Annotated in this window: 5 protein-coding genes and 1 pseudogene; 3 read left to right on the forward strand and 3 right to left on the reverse strand. The window is 66.5% G+C overall.

The window, feature by feature from the left end:
* Positions 1-317 (reverse strand): annotated as a pseudogene (locus tag RKP46_RS03305) (nitrite/sulfite reductase); the annotation flags it as partial.
* Positions 318-446: 129 nt separating this feature from the next.
* Between RKP46_RS03305 and cysB the strand changes: the two are divergent.
* Positions 447-1394: an HTH-type transcriptional regulator CysB gene (gene cysB / locus RKP46_RS03310; RefSeq protein WP_311105305.1), complete on the forward strand. Its 948-nt coding sequence runs from the start codon at positions 447-449 to the stop codon at positions 1392-1394.
* 5 nt (positions 1395-1399) lie between these two features.
* Here the strand turns inward: cysB and RKP46_RS03315 are convergent, their stop codons facing one another.
* Entirely contained in the window at positions 1400-2839 is a 1440-nt protein-coding gene (locus RKP46_RS03315; protein WP_311105306.1) for an HDOD domain-containing protein, read from the reverse strand.
* Positions 2840-3031: 192 nt separating this feature from the next.
* Here RKP46_RS03315 and RKP46_RS03320 point away from each other — a divergent pair, with 192 nt between their 5' ends.
* On the forward strand, positions 3032-4456 hold the full coding sequence (locus RKP46_RS03320) for a pyridoxal-dependent decarboxylase (RefSeq protein ID WP_311105307.1): 1425 nt from the start codon (positions 3032-3034) through the stop codon (positions 4454-4456).
* Between the two features lie 74 nt (positions 4457-4530).
* The gene (locus tag RKP46_RS03325; protein WP_311105308.1) at positions 4531-8169 is read left to right on the forward strand and encodes an NB-ARC domain-containing protein; all 3639 of its coding nucleotides are present in this window, start codon (positions 4531-4533) and stop codon (positions 8167-8169) included.
* A gap of 206 nt (positions 8170-8375) precedes the next feature.
* On the opposite strand, the gene RKP46_RS03330 is transcribed toward RKP46_RS03325, so the two are convergent.
* Positions 8376-8620 (reverse strand): DUF4351 domain-containing protein (locus RKP46_RS03330; protein ID WP_311105309.1); only part of this gene is annotated, 245 nt, incomplete at its 5' end.

Below are 8620 nucleotides of genomic sequence, written 5' to 3' on the forward strand. Positions count from 1 at the left end.
GCCAGCATGTCCGGCGTTTCCTCGAACTGCGGCCAGTTGAGCTGCATGTTCTGGCGCGTCGTGAAGTGTCCGACGCCACGATCGTAACGCCGCGCGATTTCGGCCAACTTGCGCAACTGGCGCGCCGCCAGCATGCCGTAGGGGATGGCGATGCGCAGCATGGGACCGTGGCGCTGAATGTAGAGGCCGTTCTGCAGGCGTAGTGGCCGCAATTCGTCGGCTGACAGTTCGCCGGCGAGATGGCGCGCGATCTGCTCGCGATATTGTGCCACCCGCTCGTCGATGATCCGTTGGTCGGTGCTGTCGTAGCGGTACATGTGCACTCCTCTGGTAGACCCACGCCATGGACCAGCATGGTAAAGCGGCGCCCATCGTAGCAGTGCAGCGTTTGATCGAAAAAGAATATTGAGTTAGATTGTTATAACCATTGGTAATCCATGACGGCGATGAAACTCCAGCAACTACGCTATCTGGTCGAAGTCTCGCGCTGCGGCCTCAATGTCTCGGAAGCGGCAGAAGCGCTCTATACCTCGCAGCCGGGCATCTCCAAGCAGATCAGGCTGCTCGAAGACGAGCTTGGCGTCATTGTTTTCGAGCGCAGCGGTAAGCGTCTGACTGCCATCACCGAGCCTGGGCGCGTCGTGCTCGAGATCGCCGAGCGCATGCTGCGCGAGGCCGAGAATATCCGGCGTGTTGGTGAAGAGTACGCGGCCGGCGATTCGGGCAGTCTGGTCATCGCGACGACGCACACGCAGGCGCGCTACGCGCTGCCGGCGGTGATCAAACGCTTCGTCGAACGGTACCCGAAAGTCCGCCTGTCGCTGCACCAGGGCCATCCGGCGCAGATTGCCGAGTGGACTCTGGAGGGCGAAGCCGACATCGCGATCGCCACCGAAGCGCTCGAACAGTATCCACAGCTCGTCATGTTGCCGTGCCATCAGTGGGCGCACTGTGTGATCGCCCCGAGCGGCCATCCGATTCTCGCAACCAGGGTACTGGCGCTCGCTGCGCTCGCGCGTTGGCCGCTGATTACCTACGACACCGCCTTTGCCGGTCGTTCGCACATCAACAAGGCGTTCGAGCTGGCACAGTTGACCCCGAACATCGTGCTCACCGCGACTGACGCCGACGTCATCAAGACCTACGTCAGCCTCGGCCTCGGTCTGGGGATCATTGCCAGCATGGCTTTCGATCCGGTGCGCGATGCCGGTCTGCAGGCGATTCCCGCCGAGCACCTGTTCGGCTCGAACACGACGCGCATCGGCTTGCGCCGCGGCACCTACATCCGGCGCTATGAATACGACTTCATCGAACTATTCGCCTCGCACCTGACGCGTCGGGCGGTCGACCGGGCGATGCTCGGTGGCGGGCCGGAAGACGAGTACCAGCTTTGAGCGCGCTACTGGATGGCGCCGAGCAGAGCTTCGATCTCTGCCTGCTCGGCGAGTAGATGGGCGCGGCAGCCGTCCCAGTGCTCGGCGGTGAGTCCGAGCATGGCGAGCAGTGCGGCAACTTCGTCTTCTTCGCCGCCAGCTTTTTCGTCTGCATCGGGGAGCGTGGCGTAGGCGGCGCGGTCGGCGAGCCCGATCAGCCCACAGAAAACCGTCTCGCTGCCCGCCGCAGCGGGTTGGTGATGGTGCGCGATCGCGGCGACGTAGCGCGGCGGCAGATCCCAGCGCTCGGCGACCATTTCGCCTACTTCAGGATGCGTGAAGTCGAACAGCGCGCGCTCGGCGGCGAGGTTGGTAACTGGCGACGCCAGCCGCAGGTCGAGTACGCGTTGATAGCCGGGTTCCGCCTGAACGGCCAGGATCAGCTTGCCGATGTCGTGCAGCAGACCGGCCATGAAAGCTTCATCCGGCGAACAGCGAACGAGCGGAGCGAGGAAGCGCGCCGCCGTTGCCGTGGTGATCGAGTGCCGCCAGAGGTCGAGCAGGCGCAAGCGCTCGGCGCGAAAGGCGTCGAAGGCGCCGACCGAAATGATCATTCCCTGCACGTTGGCAAAACCGAGCAACTGAATCGCCTCGGCGATCGTGCCGATGCGCCGCGAATAGCCGAAGAAAGCCGAGTTGGCGACGCGCAGAATCTTGGCCGAAATCGCCGGATCGCGTGCGACCACGCGCTCGATCGTCTTCGCGTTGCAGCGTGGGTCCTGCAGCGCCTTCATCGCCTGCAGGACTATCGCCGGCAAGGTGGGCACCTCGTACAGGTCGCTTGGCCGGAAACGGGCTTCAGCTTGCGCCTCGGGTTTGCGAGCGGGTGTGACGTCGCCGACCTCGAGCAGATTCACCGCCAGGCCGGGGTGTACAAGCTGGAAGACGTGTACCGGGTGCGGCAGATCACGCAGGCGCAGCATGCCCGCGTCGTGCAGGCGGCTGGCGCTCGGCAAGCTCATGCGGACAAGTGCTTCGGTGGCCGAGGTGAGCAGCGTCTGGCCACCGTGGGTCACCGCCAGCAGGCGCGCACAGCGGTTTACCGTCGTACCGAAGTAGTCACCTGCACACTGATACGCCGTTCCGGTATGCAGCGCGATGCGCACGCGCAGCGCGGCGCGCGTTGGCCAACGTTCAGCGGTAAGCAGCATCTGGCTGCGGCAGGCGGCGCGCAGCGCAGCGGCGGCGTCGGTGAAGGCAACACAGAAGGCGTCGCCGACCGTCTTGAAGACGTCGCCGCCCTGCTCGTCGATTGCCGCGCCAAGCAGCGCGTTATGGCGCTGCAAGGCGACGCGCATGGCGGCGCTCTCGCGCTCCCACAGGCTGGTCGATCCTTCGATGTCGGTGAACAGAAAGGTCGCGGTGATCAGCGAAGCGTCGCTCAACGTCAATTCTGCCAATCCCATGCGCGACCTCGCTTGTCGTCCGCTGCCGCCGGTCGAGCGAGTGCCGGATGGCCAACGGGGAACCTCTACACCAGAAATGCAAGTATCCTGTGATCGGTCGGTCATCGTCAATCGGCAGGTGGCAGAGGCGACTGCTGGAAACTGCCGGACGGGTCGACCAGACACCTGACCAAGCCACCAGGAGCACGACCGATGACTGCCCCCGACGAACGGACTTCTTCACCCTGCGCCGAGCCGCTGCGGCGCGCACATGCGCTGGCGAGAGCCTTTCTCGCCTCGCTCGCCGAGCGCCCGGTAAGCCGCGTGCCCTCAGCCGAAGAAATGGCAGCAGCCCTCGATGAGCCGTTGCCGGACAACGGCAGCGATCCGGCCGCCGTTGTCGATGAGTGGTTCAGGCGTGCCGAAGCGGGAATCACCGCGTCGCCGGGACCGCGCTTCTTCGGCTTCGTCACCGGCGGCGTGACGCCGGCGGCGCTGGCCGGCGACTGGTTGGCCTCGGCGATCGACCAGAATGCCGGTCTGTGGGCCGGGAGCCCGGCAGCAGCGCAGACCGAACTCGTCGTCCTGCGCTGGCTGAGGGAACTTTTCCGGCTGCCGTCGGAATGGACCGGCGCGCTGACCAGCGGTGCGACGATGGCCAACCTGATCGGTCTGGCGGCGGCGCGCCAATGGGCTGGCCGACAACTCGGTTTCGACGCCGCGGCCGACGGCCTGGCGGGTCAGCCGTCGATCAACGTCGTGGCCAGCTCGCAGATCCACCTGAGCGCCGTCAAGTGTCTGGGTACGCTCGGTCTCGGTCGGCGACAGGTGCACCTGGTGAGCGCGCCGAACGGTCCGGTCGACCTCGCGGCGATGGCTGATTTGCTGCGCCGCATCGACGGGCCGGCGATCATCGTCGGCAACGCGGGCGAGGTGAATAGCGGCCATTTCGACGACCTTGCCGCGCTTGCCGATCTGCGCGACGCGCACCCGGCGGGCGCCTGGCTGCACGTCGACGGTGCCTTCGGGTTGTTCGCCAGCGTCTCGCCACGCCTGGCACACCTGACGCAGGGAATCGAGCGCGCCGATTCGCTCGCAGCCGACGCACACAAGTGGTTGAACGTACCCTACGACAGCGGCTTTGCCTTCGTTCGCGACGGCGACCTGCTGCGCCAGGTGTTTGCCGTCGGGGCGGCGTATGTCGCCGGCGGCGCCGGCTGGGATCCGTGCATGCACGTTCCTGAAATGTCGCGCCGGTTTCGCGGGCTGGCCGCCTGGTGCGCACTCAAGGCGTTTGGCCGCGCGGGCTATCGCGCTGTCGTCGAGCGCTGTGTCGACCACGCGGCGGCTTTCGCACGCTGGGTCGAGGCGACGCCAGGCCTCGCCCTGATGAACCCGGCGCCGCTCAACATCGTCTGCTTTCGGCTGATCCGCGACGGTCTCGACCCGGTAGCGACCGATCGGCTCAACCGCGACGCGGTGGACGCGATCCAGCGCGACGGCCGTGCCTTCGTCACCGGAACCATCTGGCACGGTCGTGCAGCAATCAGAGCGGCCTTCGACAATTGGCAGACGACGTCGGACGACGTCGCTCTTCTGCAGGCGGTGGTGCGCGAGATCGCGACGACGGCGGCATGAGAGCCGTACTCGCCGCTGCGGCCATGCCGCCGCGGCGAGTACGGCGCGCTTGATTTCCGGCAAAGGAACCTTCCATGGCGAAGACGAAAATCTTTCTTGCTTCCTCGGGAGAACTGGTCGATGACCGGCGCGAGTTCGAGATCTTCATCAACCGCAAGAACAAGGACTGGCATGCGCACGGTGCCTTTCTCGAACTGATTGTCTGGGAGGATTTTCTCGACGCGCTGTCGCCGACGCGCCTGCAGGACGAGTACAACGCAGCGATTCGCGCCTGCGACATTTTCCTGATGCTGTTCTGCACGAAAGTCGGCCGTTACAGCGAAGAAGAGTTCGCCACGGCCGTTGCCCAGTTCAGGGCGAGCGGCCGGCCGCTGGTCTACACGTATTTCAAGGATCCGCCACCTGGCCCGGGCAGCGCGCGCGGCGAAGACCTGATGAGCGTCTGGGCTTTCCAGGAAAAGCTCGGCGCGCTCGGCCACTTCTACACCGTCTACAAGAACGTCGATGAACTGAAATACAAGTTCAATCAGCAACTCGACAAGCTCGCCGCGGGTGGCGCGATCCGCTTGGTGGTGCCCGAGCGCGTAACGTCGACCGTCGGGAGTGGACGTCCGGCGCCGTTCCAGGCGCCGCTCCCGGCGGCCGATCACGTACCCCGAATCGACGACCTGGACCGACTGCGTGCGCACTTGCTGGCGGCTGACGGCGAACTGCTACCGCTCACCGTCGGGCTGCACGGATTTGGTGGTGTCGGCAAGACGACGCTGGCGCGCCTTTTCTGCGCCGACGCAGCCGTGCGCCGGGCATGCCGTGACGGCATACTGTGGGTGACGCTGGGCAAGAATCCGGCGTCGGCGCATGCGCTGATCAGTGACCTCGTTGCCGCCCTGACCGGCGAGACGAATGGCTGTCAGACCTTGTCTGGCGCCCGTGCGCAGTTGCAGGCAGTGCTGCGCGGGCGGCAGTTGCTGCTCGTTCTCGATGACGTCTGGGACGAGGCGAAGATTCGCGAGCTGAGTGAGGCAAGCGCCGGCTGCGCCCGCCTGATCACGACACGGAACACGAACACGCTACCCTTTGACGCGCTCGTCGTCGAGCTGGCGACGATGCACAACAGCGATTCTCGGCAGTTGCTCGGCGCCGGCTTGCCGGGCGGGCAGGGCGCGCGCCTGATCACGCTGGCCGAACAGCTCGGCGGTTGGCCGGTCCTTCTCGGACTGGCCAACCGCACGCTGCGCCAGCGCGTGCTGCGCCAGAAGACGCCGCTCGACAAAGCGCTCGACGCCGTCGCCGGCGATCTCCAACGCCGGGGCGTGTGCGCCTTCGACCCGGTACGTGATGTCGCCGAACGCGACCAGGCGGTGGCCGCGACGGTCGATGCCAGTCTCGAACTGCTTGACCCCGATGATCGTCAACGTTACGCCGAACTGGCGATCTTTGCGCAGGACGTGGCGCTGCCCTTGTCCGTTGTTGACCAACTTTGGCAGATCACTGCCGGCCTTGACGCCGGGCAGGCGGAGAGACTGGTTGGTGATCGGCTGGCTCCGTTAGCGCTGGTCGAGTACGACGGCAGCGCGAGTACCCTGCGTTTGCACGATGTGCTGCGCAGCTATCTCCTTGGCAAGCTGGCCGATCCCATGGCGCTGCACGGCGCGCTGGCCGGTGCCTGGGGCGATTACCCGCAAGCCGAAGACGCCTTCGCCTGGCGCTGGCTCGCCTTTCATCGCGCGCAGGCAGCACTGCACGCGGAGCCGTCCGCGCGCCATGCGCACTGCGCCGCACTCGTTGCGCTGGTCGGCAATGCCGCGTGGCAGCAGGCGCACGAGAACGCGCTTGGCGATCTGCCCGCGCTGCGCGAGGCCTTGCACAGCGCGCTGCACGCCGTGCTCGACGACGATCATCCGCTTGGCGTGGCGCTGCTCGTGCGCGCGGTCGACAGCTTGCGTTCTTTTCAGCGCGCGCATGGGCAGCCGCGGCCCATCCTTGCCCTGGCCCGACTGGGCGAACTCGACGGCGCCCGCCGGCGCAGCACGCTGCTGCCGCTCGACGAGTACTGGCGGCAGGTACTGCTGCTTGTCATCGCCTGGCTGGCGGCGCCGCTCAAGCCAGCCGCCGCCGCCTGCCTGGCCGACGAAGTGCATGCCGAACTCGGTCCGCAAGCCGTTTTGCAGGACCTCTGGCGTTGGATCGCCGTTGACCTGCACGCCGCGCCGCCGCCGGACTTTGCCTTCCCGGTGCCGCCGAACGAAGCCGATGAGCGCCTCATCGAAGAACTCCTGAAGCGCGTTGGCGGTGGCGAGTACAGCCGCGAACTGATCGTCAGTCGTGGACTCGACCCTGATGTGCAAAATCCTGATCGACCGCAGCCGACGCGCGGCATCTACCGCGAGCGTATCCCCGGTCTACCGGAAGGCGTGCTTGGTGAACAGACGAAGACCGGCTACCTGGCCGACCTCGACGGCCCGTATCTGGTCGCCTACGCGGCGGGCGACCCGGTGCGCGGCAGCCAGGCGCTGGCGCAGTACCTCAGCGTCTACAGCAACTACCACTATCCCGAGTATCGCTTGAGCACGCTCTGGCTGCTGCTTGGCTACGTTGTCCGCTACCCGCGCGCTGACGGCGGTGCGTGGGTCAGGGAAGCGGTCGTCAGTATCGTCGAATCAGCGCTCGGTGGCGGAAGCGTCGAGTTCGAACAGGGTGTCGCGATTGCCGTCGAGGCGCTGCGCGCACAGGCGGGCGACGCGCGCGCGCGGCAGGGCTTGGTGGAGCAGGCGCAGCAACTGATGGCGCAGGCAGCGTGTCTCAAACCCGGCCGCGAACGCGCTGGCAGCGACGTCTGGGCGCAGCACAAGAGACTGATGCTGGCCAGCGCCCAGGCGCTCGGCTGGCTGCTCGGCGACACCGCGCTTGCCGAGCAGATCCTGCACGATGCCCTCGGCCTGGCCGACTCGGGCTTCGCCGGCTACCAAGCGCCAGCCTGTCTGGCGCTCGCCGAGGCGATCCTTGTCTGCCGACGGAGCGTAGCAGCCGGCGATCTGGCAGCCGCTGCCCAGGCGATCGACAGCGCCCTGGAATGGGCGCAGCGCGCCGCACATAATGTTCAGGACCCCAGCTTCTGCGCGCGCATGACGGCGCGCGTCAATGCGATGCGGGCCTACTGGTGGACGCCGTTTGTTCTGGATGAACGTCTGCGTCGTCTGCCCGAGGCGGCGTACCTGCGCGAGTTTGCCGGCCTGCACCGCGTCGGCCACGTCTACACCGGGCGGCGCGCTGACGCGCTCGAGTTTCCCGACTGGGCGCGCGAACCACTCAGCTTTGCCCGCCTGCAGCGCCTTTATCAGCGACCGCCCGCCGGCTTTGTCCGCCTGAACGGCGGCGAGCCGCAAATCGCTACCGGTGAGTCGCTGGCGGTTCCCGATCCTGGTTTGATCCCGCACATCGCTGCCCGACTGGCCGCCGAAATCCTTGCCCAGGCCGGGCAGGGAACGCTTTCGCCAAGGCAGCGAGAGATGATGCGCGCACTCGTCCCGCATGCGCTGACCAACCTGACCGCGCTCGACGCCGTCCTCACTCGTCTCGTCCTCGCCAGCGGTCGCCGCAGTGATCCGCCGACGGTGGCCGAGGTCGAGGCCTTGTCGAAAGTCCTTGCGCAGCGACCTGCGGCAAGCGACGAAGTGCCGACGAGCGAGTTGATTGCCGGGCGGCTGGCGTAGGGCGCGTCCTGGTCGCCGCTGGACGCTCGTGGTGTCCGGCGCTATTGCTGCCCCATTGCTTTCCGGCAAGTTGGGGATTGCGGGAGAGGCCAAAGTGCGTCGAGATAGGCGGCACTGCGCGGCAGGCCTGGCTGGCTGAGCGCTGGTGCGGCCCCGTTCTGGTCAGCCTCTGGTGGCTCTGGCTACGTCGCCAGAAAGCGCGCCATTCAATGCTGCCGCTCGCTGAATACCGCGGCCAGCGTTGGCGCGCTGAGCATTGCCTCGCCCCAGGAGTTCAGCTCATCGTCGCTCGCCTGGGCCAGACGCTGGTCAACCCAATCGGGCAACGGCCCGAAGCGGCGAGCCAGCAAGCGGGCCAGGAGAAGCGCCTCGCCTTCGTGCCGGCCCTCCACACGGCCCTGCTGAATTCCCTGCTGAATTCCCTGCTGAATTCCCTGCTGAATTCCCTGCT

The sequence above is a fragment of the Accumulibacter sp. genome (assembly GCF_031732815.1).
GTDB lineage: Bacteria > Pseudomonadota > Gammaproteobacteria > Burkholderiales > Rhodocyclaceae > Accumulibacter.